The sequence below is a fragment of the Rheinheimera sp. WS51 genome (assembly GCF_050936095.1).
Classification (GTDB): domain Bacteria; phylum Pseudomonadota; class Gammaproteobacteria; order Enterobacterales; family Alteromonadaceae; genus Alishewanella.
In genome coordinates this window covers 35,362-52,990 of record NZ_JBOTRC010000009.1, presented here as the reverse complement: position 1 = coordinate 52,990, position 17,629 = coordinate 35,362, and the positions used below count along the sequence as shown (strand labels likewise).

The window sequence follows — 17,629 nt, the reverse complement described above, 5'->3', positions numbered from 1 at the left end:
CTCTGTATTTGCTTAGTTGTTATTTTTTTCTGCAACAAAACACTATAACGCTGATTAAATTAAGTTGTACTGCACTTAGCTTTAAGCGCCAATCCTACTTTAGAACTAGGTTGCTTACCCAACTTGTCGGTGATAAAGCGGCCGGCGGCGGCTAATGTATTTAACTCCACCCCGTGCTTAATACCTAAACCGTTTAATAAGTAGACTACATCTTCAGATGCGACATTGCCAGATGCGCCTGCAGCGTATGGGCAGCCACCTAAACCTGCTACAGCGCTATCTATAACGCTAATGCCGCGGTTTAAAGCAACATAGATATTACTTAGCGCTTGGCCATAGGTATCATGAAAATGTACGGCTATTTTTTCTACCGGCACAACCGCTAACACTGCATCTAGCATGGCATTAACGCTGTTAGGTGTGCCTACACCTATAGTGTCGCCAAGTGATATTTCATAACAGCCCATATCGAGTAAAGCTTTAGCTACCCGAGCAACCTCACTAGGGGCTACTTCACCTTGATAAGGACAGCCTACGACACAAGACACATAACCTCTTACTTTAAGGCCATCGCGCTTAGCTGCTGTCATTACTGGCTCAAACCGGGCTAAGCTTTCTGCAATACTGCAGTTGATGTTTTTTTGGCTAAAGGCTTCTGAAGCTGCGCCAAAAATAGCAACTTCGCTCGCATTGGCTAACTTAGCTGCTTCATACCCCTTTAAATTAGGTGTTAATGCTGCATAGGTAATATTTGCCTGGCGCTTTATTCCTGCAAACACTTCTGCAGAGTCGGCCATTTGTGGCACCCATTTAGGTGACACAAAGGCGCCACTTTCTATATAACTATGCCCAGCCGCCGCTAACTGATTAATTAGCTCAATTTTATCGGCTGTGCTAACACTTGCTTCATTTTGTAGGCCGTCGCGCGGGCCTACTTCAACCAGTCTAACTTGCTTGGGTAATGTCATTATTCGTCCGCCGTAAAATCAACTAATTCTGCGCCGTCTTGGACTAAGTCACCTGCGGCATAAAATACATCATTCACCGTGCCATCTTGAGTGGCTTTAATGCTGTATTCCATCTTCATGGCTTCCATAATGACTAAAGTATCACCGGCTTTAACAACGGCGCCTTTGTCTACTAATACCGCAACCACAGTGCCGTTCATCGGCGCTGTTAAGCTACCTGCATGCTCAGCGCCATCAAGATCGGTTGCCACTTCAGTTTGGTAAATAAAGTCATAGCGTTGGTGTTTAATAAACACACTAACAGTATCTTGATATTGGCTTACCCGCACTTTAGTTCTGTGCTCACCCACAACGGCACTTAATTCATCACCGTTTAATTCGGCATTACAAATGACACTTTGTTCCCCTAGCTGTACTTGGTAGTGCTGTTGATGTTGTTCAATAGTCACTTGGTTTTCTTCATCACCACGGCGTAAGGTAAGTGTAACTGTTGGGGTTTCATTCAAACGCCAGCCATGGCTAAATTGCCAAGGACTAAAGGACGTTTTATGGTTAACTTGTGATTTTTGCTGCTGCAAAATATATAAAGCTGCTAATACTAAAGCTTGATTATTCTGCTGGTTAGCAGGAGCAAATAAGCTATCGTGATGCTGGTTAATAAAATTAGTATCTAATTCTGCTGCTTTAAATGCAGGATGCTCAGCTAAGCTGGTTAAAAAGCCTAGGTTAGTCGTTACACCGGCGATACGATAGTCATCTAAGGCACGAAGCATACGGCTAATTGCGCGATCACGGCTTTGATCCCAAACAATTAGTTTGGCAATCATAGGATCATAAAATGGGCTAACTTCATCGTTTTCAACTACACCGGTATCAACGCGAACATAACGACTGGCTTCTGGCTGGCGTAAGTAAGTTAATTTTCCGGTAGCAGGTAAAAAGTCGTTATCAGGATCTTCTGCATAAACCCGAACTTCAATAGCATGACCGTCAATTTGCACTTGGTCTTGGCTTAGCGGTAAAGGTTCACCTGCGGCTATTAAAAGCTGCCAATTAACAAGATCTTGGCCAGTAATCATTTCAGTTACTGGGTGCTCTACTTGCAGGCGAGTATTCATTTCCATAAAGTAGAAAGAGCCGTCTTCGTCGAATAAAAACTCAACTGTACCGGCACCGCGATAATCGATAGCTTGAGCCGCTTTAACCGCAGCCTCACCCATAGACTCACGCTGTTGCTGAGTAAAGTTTGGCGCTGGCGCTTCTTCAATAACTTTTTGATGACGACGTTGAATAGAACAATCACGCTCTGCTAAATAAACAGCATTGCCATGATTATCCGCAAAAACTTGAATTTCAATATGACGCGGCTTAGTTAAATAACGCTCTATCAGCATTTTATCGTTACCAAAGCCCGCTGTTGCTTCGCGGCGCGCACCGGCTAAGGCGCTAGCAAATTCGTCTTCTGACCACACCACGCGCATGCCCTTACCACCGCCACCATAAGCCGCTTTTAGCAATTGTGGGTAACCTACTTTTGCAGACTCCTCTGCTAATTTGGCATCAGACTGATCTTCACCATGGTAACCCGGAACGAGGGGAACACCGGCTTTTTGCATAATGTTTTTAGCGGCACTTTTTGAACCCATAGCAGTGATAGCACTAACTGGCGGGCCAATAAATACGATGTCGGCATCGGCACAGGCTTGAGCAAACTGTTCATTTTCAGCTAAAAAGCCATAACCTGGGTGAATGGCTTCAGCGCCACTTTTTTGGGCTATAGCAATAATTTTATCTAAACGTAAATAGGAGTCTTTACTGGGGGCAGGGCCAAGTAAATAGGCTTCATCTGCCATGCGAACATGACGTGCATTGGCATCAGCTTCAGAGTAGACAGCAACACAGCGAATACCTAGCTTATGTGCGGTATCTATAATACGGCAGGCAATTTCGCCGCGGTTAGCAATCAGAATTTTACGAAACATGAATATTATTCCTCACTTAGCCAATTAGGTTTACGTTTAGTTAAAAACGCAGTTAAGCCTTCTTGGCCTTCTTCTGACACCCGAATTTCAGCAATCGCCTGCGTAGTATGAGCAATAACATTATTGCCAATCTTACGGTTATAAATATTGTGGATCAGGGTCTTGGCGGCTTTTATTGCTGCGGGGCTATTTTGTAATAAAGTTTGAATAAAAGTATCTGCAGCAGCGTCGAGTTGCTCTTTTGCTACAACTTGATGTAATAAGCCCATGTTTAATGCTGTGTCGGCACTGAAGCGTTCAGCGGTAATAAAGTAACGACGGCTTTGTCGCTCACCTAAGGCGCGCATGACATATGGGCTGATAACTGCGGGAATTAGGCCAATTTTAACTTCACTTAAACAAAAGCTGGCATTATCTGAAGCAATAGCAATATCACAACAGGCAACTAAACCCACCGCGCCGCCAAAAGCTGCACCTTGCACTAAGGCGATGCTAGGCTTTGGAAAGCGATCAAGTTTGTGCATTAACTCTGCCAGCTCGTCGGCATCATCTAAGTTCTGTTGATAATCTTTATCAGCCATGGCGCGCATCCAGTTCAGATCGGCGCCAGCTGAGAAGTTTTTACCCTTAGCGTTTAACACTAAAACACGTACAGCATCATCAGAGGCTAAACTGCCTAAAATACTGATCAGTTCAGCGATCATTTTATCGTCGAAGGCATTATGCACTTCCGGGCGGTTTAACGTTAAAGTGGCAACCCCGCGCTTATCTATGCTGACTTCTGTGTAAGTAGGCTTCATATATTACTCCGAGAGTATTTTAATTTATTGCTCAAGCATGACTTAAAAAAGCAATGCTGTTTCATATCTTTAAATTCGCTACTGCTGCGTGAGCTTTTTTAGCGACACGCCGTAAACCCATCCCTGGGGGCTCATTTTCGCCCATCCAGGGCTGCAAAGGTCGCTAAAAAGCCACATCCGCATCCGCTTAGTCTTGCTTAAAAACTGCTATCAGCGCTATTGCTCAGTAGACCAAATGCCAGTAGAGCAAGCGCAGAGTGTACTTTGTTCAGAACCGTGTTTTTCAGGGATGAAAAACTCGAGCCTACATGGATGTATTTACGGCGTGTTCTGACAAAGTTGCACGGCGCGATTGCGTCTCGCTAAGTGGTTTTACACCATCGGCTACATTCTAAACACGCCAAACTTAGTCTCTTCAATAGGCGCATTTAAAGCTGCGGCTAAAGCTAAGCCTACTGTCATTCGTGTTTGAGCAGGATCAATAATACCGTCGTCCCATAAGCGACCACTGGCGTAGTAGGGATGACCTTGCTTTTCATATTGCTCAACAATTGGCTTTTTAAGTGCTTGCTCAGCTTCTGCTGACAAGGTTTCACCTTTACGCGCTAAGCCATCTTTGGTCACCTGTGCCATAACACCGGCAGCTTGTTCGCCACCCATTACGGAAATTCTAGCATTAGGCCACATCCACATCATGGTTGGATCATAAGCACGGCCACACATGCCGTAGTTACCTGCACCATAACTACCGCCAATTAACACCGTGAATTTAGGTACTTTAGCGCAACTTACCGCCATCACCATTTTAGCGCCGTGTTTAGCAATACCTTCGGCTTCATATTTTTTGCCGACCATAAAGCCGGTAATATTTTGTAAAAACAATAAAGGAATTTTACGTTGAGCACAAAGCTCAATAAAGTGGGCGCCTTTTTGCGCTGACTCAGAAAATAAGATGCCATTATTGGCAACAATACCCACTGGATTGCCAAAAATACGGGCAAAACCACAAACTAAAGTTGAACCGTAATATTGTTTAAACTCATCAAAATCTGAGCCATCAACAATACGGGCAATCACTTCTTTAACATCAAAAGGTTTACGTAAGTCTGTACCAACAATGCCATAGAGCTCTTTGGCATCGTATAACGGCTCTTGGCTTGGCTTAACATCCACCTTAGTTTGCTGTTGGCGGTTAAGGCGAGCTACACAGTTACGGGCTAACTGCAAAGCGTGCTCATCATTTAAGGCATAGTGATCGGCCACACCTGAAATTTTACAATGGACATCGGCACCGCCTAATTCTTCTGCGCTAACTTCTTCACCTGTTGCCGCTTTAACTAAAGGCGGACCGGCTAAGAAGATGGTGCCTTGCTCTTTTACAATAATGCTTTCATCAGCCATGGCTGGCACATAAGCACCACCAGCTGTACATAAGCCCATTACCACAGCAATTTGCGGAATACCTTTGGCAGACATATTGGCTTGATTAAAGAAAATACGGCCAAAGTGCAGTTTATCTGGGAAAACTTCGTCTTGACGCGGTAAGTTAGCGCCACCTGAATCAACAAGATAAATACAAGGCAAATGGCAACGTTCAGCAATTTCTTGGGCACGTAAATGTTTTTTCACAGTTAACGGATAATAAGTGCCGCCTTTTACGGTTGCATCATTAGCCACTACCATGCATTCAACACCGTTCACACGGCCGATGCCAGCAACGATACCTGCACTTGGCACGTAGTCGTCATAGCATTCCCAGCCAGCAAATTGACCGACTTCTAAAAAAGGTGAACCGGGATCTAATAGCTTTTGCACTCGCTCACGGACAAACATTTTGCCACGTGCAACATGGCGGGCAATAAGAGATTCACCACCACCGAGTTTAATCTGTTGCACTTTGCTGTTGAGATCATCGACAACGGCTTGCATTGCCGCTGCATTTTTTTGAAATTCCTCTGAGCGAGGATTTATTTTAGACGTAATTTTGGTCACTTAAGTCACCCTATACTGAACATTGAGTTACTGGCCATCAATGGGGGCTAGCATTATCAGTTAGCTCAAAACAAAACAGGAACAATGATTTAGCCTGTGTTGCGAGGTTAAATCTGAATTGTTCCTTATTTTGTTTACTTATTTCAAGCCGTTAGTTTGATTCGGTAAAGAGTTCCCGACCAATCAACATACGACGAATCTCTGACGTACCTGCGCCAATTTCATATAGCTTAGCATCACGTAATAAACGGCCTGTTGGGTACTCATTAATGTAGCCATTACCACCAAGTAATTGGATAGCATCTAAAGCCATTTTTGTTGCTAGTTCAGCAGCATATAAAATAACTGCTGCAGCATCTTTACGCGTTGTTTCGCCGCGGTCACAGGCTTTAGCTACAGCATAAACATAGGCTCTTGCTGCATTCATTTGTGTATACATATCGGCTAATTTGCCTTGAACCAATTGGAATTCACCAATGGCTTGACCAAATTGTTTACGGTCGTGTACATAAGGTACCGCAACATCCATACAGGCGGTCATAATGCCTAATGGGCCGGCAGAAAGTACAACACGTTCATAATCTAGGCCGCTCATTAATACTTTTACACCGCTACCTACTTGGCCTAATACGTTCTCAGCGGGCACTTCACAGTCTTCAAATACTAATTCACAGGTATTTGAACCGCGCATACCTAATTTATCTAGCTTTTGTGCTGTACTAAAACCTTTAAAGCCACGCTCAACAATAAAAGCGGTAATGCCTTTAGAGCCCGCATTAACATCGGTTTTAGCATAAATAACTAATACATCAGCGTCTGGACCATTAGTGATCCACATTTTGTTGCCGTTAAGAATATATTTGTCGCCTTTTTTCTCGGCGCGCAGTTTCATGCTTACCACGTCAGAGCCGGCATTTGGCTCACTCATCGCTAAAGCACCAACGTGCTCGCCAGAGCATAGTTTAGGCAAATATTTTAATTTTTGCTCTTCGCTACCGTTACGAGAAATTTGGTTAACACATAAGTTAGAATGGGCACCATAAGATAAAGCAACAGAAGCAGAGGCTCGGCTAATTTCTTCCATAGCAACAACATGCTCTAAATAGCCTAAACCAGAACCACCGTATTTTTCATCTACAGTAATACCTAGTAAGCCTAAGTCGCCAAATTTACGCCATAAGTCGGCTGGAAATTCATTATCTATATCAATTTGGCTAGCGCGTGGTGCTATTTCTTCACGAGCAAATGCATTTACTTGCTCGCGGATCATATCGACGGTTTCACCTAAGTCGAAATTAAGGCCTTTATAACTGCTAATCATGTTATTCCCCGTTTCTCAATCCTGCTGCTTTAGCAGTGTCTGTGGTTTGGTATTGGCTAAGATATCTCGGCAACGTTTTTCAACAGTTACCAGCTCCATTAGCACAACTTTGATATCGTCCATTTGCTGATGTAATTCAGCTTTTTTCTGTTCAATTAACTTCATCATGGTATTTAGCTGCGTTACGCTGCTTTTATCTACATCATAAAGTTCAAATAGTTGTCCTGTCTCGGCTAGACTAAATCCTAAACGTTTGCCACGTAAAATCAGCTTTAAACGAACTCGATCTCGGTTGCTATAAATGCGAGTTTGACCTTTACGCAAAGGCATCACTAAGCCTTGGTCTTCATAAAAACGAATACTTCTAGTGGTAATGTCGAACTCTTTTGCAAGCTCACTAATGCTGTAGGTTTTTTCTTCTTTTATCGTCATGTCTGCCTTCTCAAAAACGCTGCAACTATAAGTGAAGTTTACGTAAAGGTAAAGCTAACAGAGGATAGACGTCTAGACCGCAAGCCTCTGTTTATGCCAACTGTAAAGCAAAAATGCCACTTTTCTAGCGTAAGCTGTACACAGAAATGAACCAAATTAAGCATACACAACCATAGTCTTATAAGGTTGACGTTGGCGTAAACGTAAATTTGGTGTAGGCTCTGAAACAACTTTTTTATCTATTTTCATTTCAATCAAGTTTGGAGAACATAATGGCGTCTAACAATATCGTAATCGTTGCAGCTCAACGTACCGCTATGGGCGGATTTATGGGTGGTTTATCAGCGGTTGATGCAACCGTCTTAGGTGCAACGGCAATTAGCGCAGCATTATCTCAAGCAGGTATTAAAGGCGAGAGCGTTAGCGAAGTTATTATGGGTAATGTGTTGCCTGCTGGTTTAGGCCAAGCCCCTGCGCGCCAAGCAACATTAAAAGCCGGTTTACCTTTATCTGCCGGGGCCACTACGATTAATAAAGTGTGTGGCTCGGGTTTAAAAGCCGTTATGTTAGCGACTGATTTATTAAAAGCAGGCAGCGCAGATGTTGTGGTTGCCGGTGGTATGGAGTCAATGACTAATGCGCCATATTTACTGCCAAAAGCTCGTGGTGGCATGCGTATGGGCCATGGCGAAGTAAAAGATCATATGATGCTAGATGGCTTAGAAAATGCGTATGATGGCAAGGCCATGGGCTGTTTTGCTCAAGAAACCGCTGATGAAAAAGGCATAACTCGTCAGCAAATGGATGCCTTTGCTGTGAAGTCATTAACCCGCGCCCAACAAGCTATTACTAGCGGTGCCTTTAAGGCTGAAATTACGCCTGTAACCATTAAAACCCGTAAAGGCGAGCAGGTTTTTGATACTGACGAGCAACCGGCTAAAGCCAATTTCGAAAAAATTCCTACCCTACGTCCAGCTTTTGCTAAAGAGGGCACTATTACCGCAGCGAACTCTAGTTCTATTTCAGACGGCGGTGCAGCTTTAGTGTTAATGCGTGAAGACGATGCCAAAGCACAAGGTTTAACACCTTTAGTTCGTGTAGTTGCTCATGCTACTAATTCTATGGAACCTGCTTTATTTACTGTGGCACCTGTTGGCGCTATGGAAAAAGTATTAGCTAAAGCAGGTTGGTCTAAGCAAGATGTTGATCTATGGGAAATTAACGAAGCCTTTGCCATGGTAACTATGCTAGCAATTAACGAGCTTGGCTTAGATGAAGCTAAAGTAAACGTTAATGGTGGCGCTTGTGCATTAGGTCATCCTATTGGTGCCTCAGGCGCCCGTATTTTAGTTACCTTAATTCATGCTTTACGTCAGCGTGGCTTACATAAAGGTGTTGCATCGTTATGCATTGGCGGCGGTGAAGCTGTTGCTTTAGCCGTTGAGGTTATGTAAGGCCAAGCTTATATATAATAACTACCTGCCAGTTAATATAAAAAATAAAGCTGGCAGTGCTTCAAACAACCAGGAGAAGCTCCATGACAGTTAATGTAAAACATTTTATTGATGGCGAATTTGTTAGCTCTAATAGCGACAAATTAATTGACGTAACCAACCCTGCAACCCAAGAAGTCATTGCTCAGGTACCTTGTGCTACGCCAGACGAAATGACACGCGCTATTGAATCGGCAAAAACGGCCTTTTTAACCTGGAAAGAAGTACCAGTATCAGAGCGGGCGCGCTTAATGATGCGTTATGCCCATTTGCTAAAAGAGCATCAAGCAGAGATAGCTGAAATTATTTGCCAAGAATTAGGTAAAACGGTTGAAGATGCCAAAGGCGACGTATGGCGCGGCATTGAAGTTGTTGAGCAAGCAGCAAATATTCCGTCATTAATGATGGGCGAAACTGTCGAAAACGTAGCACGTAGCATTGATACCTATAGCTATATTCAGCCGTTAGGGGTGTGTGCCGGTATTACACCATTTAACTTCCCTGCGATGATCCCATTATGGATGTTCCCAATGGCTATTGCCTGCGGTAATACCTTTATTTTAAAACCGTCTGAGCAAGATCCCATGACGGTGAATAAATTAGCTGAGCTATTTGTACAAGCAGGAGCACCTAAAGGTGTGTTACAAGTAGTGCATGGGGCTAAAGAGCAAGTTGATACCATTTTGCATCACCCAGATATTAAAGCTATTTCCTTTGTTGGTTCGGTGAATGTTGGTCAATATATTTACAAAACTGGTACTGATAACTTAAAACGGGTACAAGCTTTTGCTGGTGCGAAAAACCATATGGTTATTATGCCAGATGCGAATAAGCAACAAGTCATTAATGCCTTAGTGGGGGCTTCTGTTGGTGCAGCTGGCCAGCGTTGTATGGCTATTTCGGTTGCGGTCTTTGTGGGTGATTCTGCACAGTGGATCCCAGAAGTTGCTGCTGCAATTGGTAAGGTTCGCCCAGGCGTTTATACCGATCCTGAAGCCGCATATGGCCCGCAAATTAGCCCACAAGCACGTGCTCGCGTTTTATCATTGATTGAACAAGGTAAAAAAGAAGGCGCTAAGTGTGTGCTAGATGGCTCAAACTGCACAGTTGAAGGTTACCCAAATGGTAACTGGGTAGGCCCAACCGTCTTTACTGATGTAACCGCCGATATGGAGATTTACAAGCAAGAAATCTTTGGCCCAGTATTAACCACTATGCAGGTTGATTCTTTAGATGCCGCCTTAGAAGTAGTTAATGCCAGCCCTTATGGTAATGGTACTTCTATCTTTACCGCTAGCGGTGCTGCAGCGCGTAAATATCAACATAACGTTGAAGTAGGTCAGGTTGGTATTAACATTCCTATTCCAGTGCCTCTGCCATTTTTCTCTTTCACCGGTTGGAAAGGTTCTTTCTATGGTGATCAGCATGCTTATGGCAAACAAGCCGTACGTTTTTATACCGAAACTAAAACTATAACAGCGCGTTGGTTTAACGATGATATTCCGGTGTCAGGGCCTAATATGTCGATTAACCTGCGTTAAGGTTTATTTAGTATTTAGGTGTATTGGCCTGCACACTTTACACGCCGACACGCAATAAACCGTCCATGGGGCTCGTTTCCGGCCATCCATGGCCTGCAACGGTCGGCTAAATAAAGTCTGCAGTCCCTGTTATAAATTTAAGTTTCAAAGCAGGACATTATATGAATTTTAATTTAACCGAAGACCAACAAGCCTTTGCCGATGTTGCTAAGCAGTTTGCAGAGCAAGAGTTGGCCCCTCATGCTGCTCAGTGGGACCGTGAGCATTTTTTTCCAAAAGCTGTTATTCAAAAAGCCGGTGAGCTAGGTTTTTGCTCGCTTTATACCCCAGAGCAATACGGTGGTATGGGCTTATCACGGTTAGACTCCTCTATTATTTTTGAACAGTTATCTATGGGCTGTACTGCTACAACTGCCATGCTCACTATTCATAATATGGCAACTTGGATGATAGCCAATTGGGGCACAGATACAGCTAGAGGTGAATGGTTAGATAAACTCGTCACAGGCGAAAAGTTAGCATCATATTGTTTAACCGAACCAGGCTCAGGCTCTGATGCCGCCAGTTTACGTACTAGCGCTAAAAAAGAAGGCGATGAGTATGTGCTTAATGGCTCAAAAATGTTTATCTCAGGCGCAGGTGAAACAGAAGTACTTGTTGTTATGGCCCGTACCGGTGAGGCAGGCCCTAAAGGAATCTCGGCCTTTGTAGTTCCAGCTGATGCCAAAGGCGTTATTTACGGTAAAGCGGAAGAAAAAATGGGTTGGAATGCTCAGCCAACTCGGTTAATTACCTTTGAAGATGTGCGTATTCCTGCTCATAACTTATTAGGTAATGAAGGTGAAGGTTTTGGTTTTGCCATGAAAGGCTTAGATGGTGGTCGTATTAATATTGCTACTTGCTCTATAGGTACGGCGCAGCAAGCTTTGAATACCGCGCGTAATTATATGTTAGAGCGGCAGCAGTTTGGTAAGCCTATTGCTGCATTTCAGGCCTTACAGTTTAAACTTGCCGATATGGCCACAGAGCTGGTTGCTGCGCGTCAGTTAGTGCGTTTAGCCGCCTTTAAATTAGATCAACAAGACAGCGAAGCTACTGCTTATTGCGCTATGGCGAAACGTTTTGCCACCGATGTTGGTTTTAGCGTTTGCGATCAAGCCCTGCAGTTACACGGTGGCTATGGTTATATCAAAGAATACCCATTAGAGCGCCATTTCCGTGATGTGCGGGTACACCAAATTTTAGAAGGCACTAATGAAATCATGCGTTTGATCATTGGCCGTCGTTTGTTAGATCAAGCTGCTGCTGATATTTTATAATCAGCATGCAAACTAATAGTCAGTAAACACGGACTATCGGTAACTTGCCACAGCAAATGTTTATGTTTTTGCTGTGGCCTAGATAAGGAAACATCATGGCACAGTTAAAACTAGAAAAGCGTGGTCATACCGCATTAATTACTATTGCTAACCCTCCTGCAAACACTTGGACCTTTGAAACTTTAAGCCAATTGCGTGACGCTGTTAAAAGCCTAGATGAAGACAAAAATATCTATGCTTTGGTTATTACCGGTGAAGGTGAAAAGTTTTTTAGTGCGGGCGCCGATCTTAAATTATTTGCTGATGGTGACAAAGCTGTGGCTAGCGATATGTCTCGGATCTTTGGTGAAGCCTTTGAAACCTTAACTGCTTTTAGAGGGGTATCTATAGCGGCTATTAATGGTTATGCCATGGGCGGCGGTTTAGAAGTCGCTTTAGCTTGTGATATTCGTATTGCCGAGCAACAAACTATAATGGCATTGCCTGAAGCAAAAGTAGGCTTATTACCTTGTGCTGGCGGTACTCAAAACCTAGCTTGGTTAGTCGGCGAAGGTTGGGCTAAGCGAATGATTTTATGTGGCGAGCGAGTAAACGCTGAAAAAGCCTTACAAATCGGCTTAATTGAAGAAGTTGTCGCTACCGGCGCTGCTTTAGATACCGCTTTAGAGTTAGCCGACAAGGCAGCAGAGCAAAGCCCTCCTGCAGTTAGCGCTTGTAAACAGCTAATCCAGCAGGCCCGTAAAGGCAGTATGCATAGCGCCTTGCCTTTAGAGCGTGAATATTTTGTTGGCTTATTTGATACTAAAGATCAAGTTGAAGGCGTCACCGCATTTTTAGAAAAGCGTAAACCCAATTGGATTAATGGATAAGCAGATGACAGACGTAGTTAAATATGTAGAGCTAGATACCCATAATGGCAAAAAAATTGGCGTTGTGACGTTAAACAGCGAAAAGTCATTAAATGCGTTAAGTTTGCCCATGGTTGAATCAATGCTGCCACAGTTACAGCGCTGGCAGGCTGATGACAATATTTGTTTGGTTTTTATGCAAGGTGCTGGCGAAAAAGCCTTTTGTGCCGGTGGTGATATACGTGACTTATATCATGCAATGCAGCAGCAACCAGGTGAATATGCACCAGAAGTTGAAGAGTTCTTCAGTAAAGAGTATGAGTTAGATTATTTAATTCATACCTTTGATAAGCCGGTATTAGTTTGGGGTAACGGCATTGTTATGGGCGGCGGTTTAGGCTTAATGGCTGGCGCTTCGCATAAAGTGGTTACTGCAACAAGTCGTATAGCTATGCCAGAAATGGCCATTGGCTTATATCCAGATGTTGGCGCTAGTTGGTTTTTAAACCGTATGCCAGCAGGTTGTGGCTTATTCTTAGGCTTAACGGGGGCTTCAATAAATGCTGCCGATGCCAAGTTTATAGGTTTAGCTGATCACTTTGTAACTAATGAGCGCAAAGAAGCCTTGATGGATAAGCTATTAACCGTAAACTGGGGCGATACAGTAATATTGAATCATCAAAAGTTAAGCGACATCCTACGTACTGAGGAAGATCAGTGCCGTAGCCAGATGCCGTTAAGCCATATTCGCCCATACCAAGATGCAATAGCTGCATTAGCCACTAAAACCGACCTAGAGCAAGTTATGGCTAGCATTGATGCTATTGAAGGTGAAGAAGATAAGTGGTTAGATAAAGCCAAAGCGTCTTTAGCCTATGGTAGCCCTATTACTGCACATATTGTGTTTAAATTATTGCAGTTAGGCCAAAGTAAAATTTTAGCCGATAGCTTTCGTTTAGAGCTTGGTTTAAGTGTGCAATGCGGTAAATTAGGTGAATTTGCCGAAGGTGTTCGCGCCTTATTAATAGATAAAGATCACCAACCAAAATGGCAATATAAAACGGTTGCCGATGTACCGGCTGAAATAGTGACTGAGTTATTCCACTCGCCATGGACTGCCGCTGCACATCCGCTTCGTGACCTTGGACAAATAGAAGAATAAAAGGATCCTAAGATGGCAAAAGTCGCTTTTATAGGCCTTGGTAACATGGGTGGCCCTATGGCTATCAATCTTGCTAAAGCCGGACATCAAGTTACCGCATTTGATTTATCAGCTGCAGCCTTAACCCAAGTAAAAGCTGAAGGTGTAACCAGCGCTGGCTCTGCAATGGCAGCGGTAACCGATGCTGAGTTTGTTATTTCAATGCTGCCTGCGGGTAAGCATGTTATTGGTTTATACCTAGGTGAACAGGGCTTAGCTAAGCATATTGCTAAGTCGGCTTTGGTTATTGACTGCTCGACAATTGATGCCGATAGCGCCCGTAAAGTTGGTGCCGGCTTAGCTGAGCAGGGCATTGCTTTTATCGACGCCCCTGTTTCAGGTGGCGTGGGTGGCGCCAAAGCCGGTACTTTAACCTTTATTACTGGTGGTGAGCCTGCTAATTTTGAGCGTGCTAAAACAGTGCTAAGTGATATGGGTAAAAACTTATTTCATGCCGGTGATGTAGGTGCAGGCCAAGTGGCTAAAATTTGTAATAATATGCTGCTGAGTATTCTTATGGCGGGCACGTCAGAGGCATTACAGATGGGCATAGATAACGGTTTAGATCCTAAAGTGTTATCAGATATTATGCTAAAAAGCTCGGGCCGTAACTGGACGCTAGAGTTATATAATCCTTGTCCTGATGTGATGGAGAATGTGCCATCATCTAATGGTTATCAAGGTGGATTCTTAGTTGATTTAATGGCGAAAGATTTAGGCTTAGCCCTAGAAGCCGCCTTACAAAGCAATAGCAGCACGCCAATGGGAGCCTTGGCGCGTAGTTTATATGTAACTCACCAGCGCGCAGGTAATGGCAAGCTTGATTTCTCAAGCATTTTTAAGATGTTTGAGAAGAAAAGTTAGCTTGTAGATCCTGTGTGGCGAACCGCAATTGCTGCGTATATTTTTTCTGAGACACGCCATAAACCATCCATGGGGCTCTGTTTCGGCCATCCATGGCCTACAAAGGTCTCAGAAATAAATACTCCACATTTGCTGTTGGGGTGTTTTTAACTGATTAATTAGCAAGGCAAAGTCAGGCGCGGATGAACTTTTTTTCTTGACCCTTGGACACCAGGACGGTGTCCAAAGAGGCTACATGGAGGTATTCACGCCGTGTCATGAAAAAAATGTTCGCAGCACCTGGCGCTTTCAAATAAACAATAAACAAGGTAAACACATGGACCTGAAAGACAAAACCATCGTAATCACAGGTGGTGCTCAAGGCCTTGGTCTTGAAATGGCACGTATGTGCGCAGAAGCGGGCGCAAAATTAGCGTTAATTGATATGAATGCCGAGCAATTAGCTGCGGCTAAAGCCGAATTAGCAGCAAGTACCACGGTAAATACCTATAGCGCTAACGTTGCAGATGAAAGCGAAGTCGAAGCAACCTTTAGCCAAATTGATAATGATTTTTCAGGTATTGATGGCTTAATTAATAATGCCGGTATTTTACGTGATGGCTTATTATTGAAATATAAAGACGGTGAAATTCAAAGCAAAATGTCACTGCAACAATTTCAGTCAGTTATCGATGTAAACCTAACAGGCGTCTTCCTGTGTGGTCGTGAAGCTGCAGCCATAATGGTAAAACGTCAGCGTAAAGGCGTTATTATTAATATGTCTAGCGTCGCACGTAGCGGCAATATGGGCCAAACAAACTATGCAGCCGCTAAAGCGGGTGTCGTGGCGATGACAGTTACTTGGGCCCGTGAGTTAGGCCGTTATGGTATTCGTGTTGCCGCTATAGCGCCTGGCGTTATACGCACAGCCATGACAGATGCTATGAAACCGGAAATGCGCGAGCGTTTAGAGAAAATGAAACCGGTTGGCCGTTTAGGTGAAGCCAGTGAAATTGCTCATACTGCTAAATATATCTTTGAGAACGACTTCTACACCGGCAGAGTGGTAGAAATTGATGGCGGTATTAGCATGTAATGGTTTTTACTGCTAAAACTGTGTTATCAAAGGCGCATTGAGCGCCTTTTTTATTGCTAATATCTTAACTTAACCATAAGGATCTAAGATGAAACTGTTAGTGAGCTGTTTATTTGGCAGTATTTTACTGTTAAGCCCTGTATTTGCTATGGCTGATGATAAATCGGAATTAACCGCCTTACTATCGGAGTTTCTCGATGGTGCCACCCGTAATGATGCTAGCATTCATAATAAGTTTTGGGCTGATGAGCTTATTTATACTAGCTCCAGCGGCAGCCTTTTGGTAAAGCAGAGTTGATGCAGAGCGTTAAAAGCAGCGGCATGATAGCACCTGACAATATCGAAACAGTGTATAGTAGTGAAGACGTTAGCATAATGCAGTATAGTGATACGGCTGTTGTTGCCTTTGTATTAGTGGGGCGTTCAGGTGCTAAGACTCAGCGTTATTTAAATAGTGGCACCTTTGTTAAACGTAACGGCCAATGGCAAGCAGTTAACTGGCAAGCTACGATTAAAGCCGCAACAAAATAGCAGTGCTCAACTATTCACAGCTTGTTGAATCAAGGGTTATTGAGCGCTAGGCTGATATTGTCTACAATAGCGTACTTTTATTTACTTTAGGTTTACCATGAACGAGACTAAATCGCGTCCAGAATTACCGGATCATTTATCAGGGAACCCTCGTAGCCCGCATCATATAGCAGAGATCTTCGAGCACAGCGTAGGCATTAGGCTTAACGGCAAAGAGCGTTTTGATGTTGAAGAGTATTGCATCAGCGAAGGTTGGGTTAAAGTAGCATCACCTAAAGCGCTAGACCGCCGTGGTCAACCGTTATTAATTAAGCTTAAAGGCACTGTTGAAGCTTTTTATAAATAAATACTGCTGTAATGATCCAGTATAATAAGCCGGCTAAATTGCCGGCTTATTTATTAATAAAACAAAGGAAGGGGCTAAGCTTGATCACCATTCGCGATTACGCTCCGGCAGATGCTTCAGCTTTATGGGATCTGTTCTACCATACTATTCGTCATATCAACTCTCGTGATTACTCAGCAGCGCAAGTGCAAGCTTGGGCACCTGATAACTATGATATGGCCGCTTGGCAAAAGAGAATGCAAGGGCTCTCTCCTTATATTGCAGTTATTGATGGGGCTATTGTTGGTTATAGCGACCTTCAGTCTACAGGTTTAATAGACCATTTTTTTTGCCATCATTTATATCAAGGCCAAGGTGTAGGCAAAGCATTGATGCGGCACATATTTAGCCAAGGCCAATCTTTGGCAATAAAACGCTATTATTCTGAAGTAAGTATTACTGCTAGGCCTTTTTATCAGAAAATGGGTTTCACTGTCGTTAAACAGCAACAAGTCTTAATTAATGGGCAAAAACTAACAAACTTTATAATGGAAAAAGTCAGTTAATTAGTATCTACTGATAATATTACCGCTTTAAATGGACAGATGGCAATGGGGTATCAATTTTGGTTAAAAAGAGCAATTAAGGTTTATGGTGTTGTTTTTATTTTACTTTTTGTTGTTCAGTTACTAAAGCAGAATAATTTGTCTGTCTCACTATCATTTGCAGCGACTTGGGCATTTATTACTACTGCAATCTTTATAGGCTCTCGGCTATATCAGGCTAGTAAGGGTGTAGAGTGTTCCTTGTGTAATGATATCGCAAAGCCAGATGGTAAAGATACTGACTCTGGTGCTTAAGCGGTAACTTAATTATTCCTCAGGCTTAATTGTTGTAGTTGCTTATTCAACTTAAACTTTTTAATCTGAATTCTAAG

Annotated in this window: 18 protein-coding genes; 12 read left to right on the top strand and 6 right to left on the bottom strand. The window is 43.3% G+C overall.

Features of this window, described 5'->3' with window-relative positions:
* Window positions 1-59: 59 nt before the first annotated feature.
* The 6 genes from ACRCA4_RS11095 to ACRCA4_RS11070 form a co-directional block, all read right to left on the bottom strand.
* On the bottom strand, window positions 60-968 hold the full coding sequence (locus ACRCA4_RS11095; RefSeq protein ID WP_433188312.1) for a hydroxymethylglutaryl-CoA lyase: 909 nt from the start codon (window positions 966-968) through the stop codon (window positions 60-62).
* On the bottom strand, window positions 968-2,950 hold the full coding sequence (locus tag ACRCA4_RS11090; protein ID WP_433188309.1) for an acetyl/propionyl/methylcrotonyl-CoA carboxylase subunit alpha: 1,983 nt from the start codon (window positions 2,948-2,950) through the stop codon (window positions 968-970). Before ACRCA4_RS11090 ends, ACRCA4_RS11095 begins: the two co-directional genes overlap by 1 nt.
* A 5-nt stretch (window positions 2,951-2,955) precedes the next feature.
* Window positions 2,956-3,750 carry an enoyl-CoA hydratase/isomerase family protein gene (locus ACRCA4_RS11085; RefSeq protein ID WP_433188306.1) on the bottom strand — a complete coding sequence of 265 codons (795 nt, stop codon included), beginning with the start codon at window positions 3,748-3,750 and terminating at the stop codon, window positions 2,956-2,958.
* 384 nt (window positions 3,751-4,134) lie between these two features.
* On the bottom strand, window positions 4,135-5,742 hold the full coding sequence (locus ACRCA4_RS11080; protein WP_433188303.1) for a carboxyl transferase domain-containing protein: 1,608 nt from the start codon (window positions 5,740-5,742) through the stop codon (window positions 4,135-4,137).
* A gap of 151 nt (window positions 5,743-5,893) precedes the next feature.
* Window positions 5,894-7,063 carry an isovaleryl-CoA dehydrogenase gene (locus ACRCA4_RS11075; RefSeq protein ID WP_433188300.1) on the bottom strand — a complete coding sequence of 390 codons (1,170 nt, stop codon included), beginning with the start codon at window positions 7,061-7,063 and terminating at the stop codon, window positions 5,894-5,896.
* Between the two features lie 15 nt (window positions 7,064-7,078).
* Window positions 7,079-7,495 (bottom strand): MerR family transcriptional regulator, encoded by a 417-nt coding sequence (locus ACRCA4_RS11070; RefSeq protein WP_433188298.1) that lies wholly within the window; start codon window positions 7,493-7,495, stop codon window positions 7,079-7,081.
* A 272-nt stretch (window positions 7,496-7,767) separates the two neighbouring features.
* On the opposite strand from ACRCA4_RS11070, the gene ACRCA4_RS11065 reads away from it, so the two are divergent.
* The 12 genes from ACRCA4_RS11065 (at window position 7,768) to ACRCA4_RS11010 (ending at window position 17,552) form a co-directional block, all read left to right on the top strand.
* Window positions 7,768-8,949 carry a thiolase family protein gene (locus ACRCA4_RS11065; protein ID WP_433188295.1) on the top strand — a complete coding sequence of 394 codons (1,182 nt, stop codon included), beginning with the start codon at window positions 7,768-7,770 and terminating at the stop codon, window positions 8,947-8,949.
* Between the two features lie 83 nt (window positions 8,950-9,032).
* The gene (locus ACRCA4_RS11060; RefSeq protein ID WP_433188292.1) at window positions 9,033-10,529 is read left to right on the top strand and encodes a CoA-acylating methylmalonate-semialdehyde dehydrogenase; all 1,497 of its coding nucleotides are present in this window, start codon (window positions 9,033-9,035) and stop codon (window positions 10,527-10,529) included.
* Between the two features lie 161 nt (window positions 10,530-10,690).
* Complete coding sequence (locus tag ACRCA4_RS11055; protein ID WP_433188289.1) at window positions 10,691-11,848, top strand: acyl-CoA dehydrogenase family protein; 1,158 nt, start codon at window positions 10,691-10,693, stop codon at window positions 11,846-11,848.
* Between the two features lie 95 nt (window positions 11,849-11,943).
* Complete coding sequence (locus tag ACRCA4_RS11050) at window positions 11,944-12,717, top strand: enoyl-CoA hydratase (RefSeq protein WP_433188286.1); 774 nt, start codon at window positions 11,944-11,946, stop codon at window positions 12,715-12,717.
* A gap of 4 nt (window positions 12,718-12,721) precedes the next feature.
* Window positions 12,722-13,858, top strand: a complete 1,137-nt coding sequence (locus ACRCA4_RS11045) for an enoyl-CoA hydratase/isomerase family protein (protein ID WP_433188284.1) — start codon at window positions 12,722-12,724, stop codon at window positions 13,856-13,858.
* A 12-nt stretch (window positions 13,859-13,870) separates the two neighbouring features.
* Window positions 13,871-14,761: a 3-hydroxyisobutyrate dehydrogenase gene (gene mmsB, locus ACRCA4_RS11040; RefSeq protein ID WP_433188281.1), complete on the top strand. Its 891-nt coding sequence runs from the start codon at window positions 13,871-13,873 to the stop codon at window positions 14,759-14,761.
* Between the two features lie 316 nt (window positions 14,762-15,077).
* Window positions 15,078-15,836 carry an SDR family oxidoreductase gene (locus ACRCA4_RS11035; protein WP_433188278.1) on the top strand — a complete coding sequence of 253 codons (759 nt, stop codon included), beginning with the start codon at window positions 15,078-15,080 and terminating at the stop codon, window positions 15,834-15,836.
* A gap of 88 nt (window positions 15,837-15,924) precedes the next feature.
* Window positions 15,925-16,134: a hypothetical protein gene (locus ACRCA4_RS11030; RefSeq protein WP_433188275.1), complete on the top strand. Its 210-nt coding sequence runs from the start codon at window positions 15,925-15,927 to the stop codon at window positions 16,132-16,134.
* On the top strand, window positions 16,134-16,367 hold the full coding sequence (locus tag ACRCA4_RS11025; protein WP_433188273.1) for a hypothetical protein: 234 nt from the start codon (window positions 16,134-16,136) through the stop codon (window positions 16,365-16,367). The genes ACRCA4_RS11030 and ACRCA4_RS11025 overlap by 1 nt, the downstream gene beginning before the upstream one ends.
* A 97-nt stretch (window positions 16,368-16,464) precedes the next feature.
* Complete coding sequence (locus ACRCA4_RS11020; protein WP_433188271.1) at window positions 16,465-16,713, top strand: DUF3297 family protein; 249 nt, start codon at window positions 16,465-16,467, stop codon at window positions 16,711-16,713.
* Window positions 16,714-16,793: 80 nt separating this feature from the next.
* A complete protein-coding gene (locus ACRCA4_RS11015) occupies window positions 16,794-17,258 on the top strand; it encodes a GNAT family N-acetyltransferase (protein ID WP_433188269.1) in 465 nt (154 codons plus the stop codon).
* A 45-nt stretch (window positions 17,259-17,303) separates the two neighbouring features.
* Window positions 17,304-17,552 (top strand): hypothetical protein, encoded by a 249-nt coding sequence (locus ACRCA4_RS11010; protein WP_433188266.1) that lies wholly within the window; start codon window positions 17,304-17,306, stop codon window positions 17,550-17,552.
* The last annotated feature ends 77 nt before the right edge of the window (window positions 17,553-17,629 follow it).